We start from the raw sequence: 1,987 nt of genomic DNA, 5'->3' as shown, positions 1-1,987 counted from the left end.
GGGTTTGTTTGGCGCCGTGGGGCTGTTCCTGGGGGCCGCCCCCGGGCTCCGCGCCCTGGGGTTGCGGGCCGGGGCGCTCGCGCCCGGCCACGCCACCACCCCGGTCCCGGCCGCGTTGACGGTCTGGCAGGACACGGTGCGACTGACCGCTGCCGGTCCCCCGGCCCCGATCGCCGCCCGGCTCGCGACGGGCTGCGGGCGCGACCGCGCCGATCTGGCGCGGGCCGTCCGCGCCTGGGAGCACGGCGGGGCCGCCGCGCTCACCGTGCTGGAGGAGGAGTGGACGCCGGACGTGGAGGCCCTCGCGCGGGCCCGCGCCCAGCTCGCGGCCGCCTGGGAGGGGGACGAGCGGGCACCCCGGCTGCGCGCCACGGCGAACCGCTGGACGGTGGTGGGCGCCGATCTCCAGGTGCGCTACGGCCAGGACGGGCGCTGGTGGCCGTACCGCAGGGAACGCGGTCGTTGGTGGCCCTCGGGCCCGGCCGGACACGACCCGGCGGCGGCGCTGGCGATGCCCGGCTCCGACGGCTGACGCGGCGCACGGCCGGTGGCGGTATCCCGTCCGCCATCGGCCTCGGGCCAGGGCCAGGAAGGGCGCACCATCCCGACGGCACCGCGGTGCCCGCGGACGAGACGGGACGAGACGGGCGGAAAGTCCAGGCGGCCTGAGGATCCACGCGGGTGGAAGGTCCAGACGACCCGAAGGTCCAAGCGGCCCGAAGGTCCAAGCGGACCCAAGGTCCAAGCGGGCCGAAGAACCAGCAACGCCGAAGGCAGCCGGGCGGCAACCTTTGGGTGGGCCGTGGAGACCGTAAGGCGTCAACCCCCTCGGCACGCCTCCACGGGACGGAGTCACCGACCATGACCCTCAGTCCACGGCGCCCCCGGCGCCGCCGCCCCGCTCCGCTCATCGGCTCCCTGGCCCTGGCCACCGGCGTCGGGCTCGCCGTCGCCCCGGCCCACGCCGCCACGCCCACGGCCGACTCGCCGACGGCCGCGGCGGCCACCATCGTGGTGGCCAAGGATGGCAGCGGCACCTACACCACCGTGCAGGCGGCCGTCGACGCGGTGCCGGCGAACAACCCGTCCGCCGTCACCATCTCCATCAAGCCCGGTACGTACCGCGAGACGGTGAAGGTCCCCGCCAACAAGCCGCACATCCGGCTGGTGGGCACCACGAGCAGCAAGAACGACGTGACGATCGTCTACAACAACGCCTCCGGCACCCCCAAGCCCGGCGGAGGCACCTACGGCACCAGCGGCAGCGCGACCGTGGCCATCGAGGCCGATGACTTCCAGGCCCGCAATCTGCAGTTCGTGAACGACTTCAACGAGGGCAACACCAGCATCACCGACAAGCAGGCGGTCGCGCTGCGCACCGCGGGCGACCAGATCGTCCTGGACAACATCGGCGCGGTCGGGGACCAGGACACCCTGCTGCTGGACTCCGCGAGCAAGGACAGGGTCGGCCGGGTGTATGTCAACAACGCCTGGATCCAGGGGAATGTCGACTTCATCTTCGGCCGGGCCTCCGCCGTGATCAGCAAGTCGGCGATCCGGCTCGTCAAGCGCTACGACGGCAGCTCCGGCGGCTATGTCGCGGCGCCCTCGACGGCGGCCGGGAAGAAGGGCTTCCTGTTCATCAACAGCAACATCACCGGGGATGTCGGCTCCCGGTCGTTCTATCTCGGCCGTCCCTGGCACGCGGGCGGCGACGCCAGTCTCGATCCGCAGGCGATCGTTCGCAATACGGATCTGTCAGCGGCGATCAAGACCACACCGTGGACGGACATGAGCGGCTTCTCCTGGAAGGACGACCGCTTCGCGGAGTACAAGAACATCGGCGCCGGTTCCGGTGCGGCGAGCACGGACCGTCCGCAGCTGACCGACGCCCAGGCCGCGGACTACGAGATCGCCGACTGGCTCGGCGGCTGGCAGCCGTCGTCCTGAGCGGTCGGCAGCCGGAGTCCTGAGCCGGTGAGAGCCC

The 1,987-nt window shown here is 72.6% G+C and carries 1 protein-coding gene and 1 pseudogene; both read left to right on the top strand.

Going from position 1 to position 1,987, the window contains the following annotated elements; translation table 11 throughout:
• Positions 1 to 532: pseudogene (locus ACFXB5_RS52500) on the top strand (SWF or SNF family helicase); the annotation flags it as partial.
• Between the two features lie 329 nt (positions 533 to 861).
• Positions 862 to 1,950 (top strand): pectinesterase family protein, encoded by a 1,089-nt coding sequence (locus ACFXB5_RS52495; protein WP_385222950.1) that lies wholly within the window; start codon positions 862 to 864, stop codon positions 1,948 to 1,950.
• Positions 1,951 to 1,987 lie beyond the last annotated feature (37 nt).

The sequence above is a fragment of the Streptomyces sp. NPDC059455 genome (assembly GCF_042750115.1).
Classification (GTDB): domain Bacteria; phylum Actinomycetota; class Actinomycetes; order Streptomycetales; family Streptomycetaceae; genus Streptomyces; species Streptomyces endocoffeicus.
Note: the sequence above shows the minus strand (reverse complement) of the source record. Positions and strands in the feature narration are given on the sequence as shown.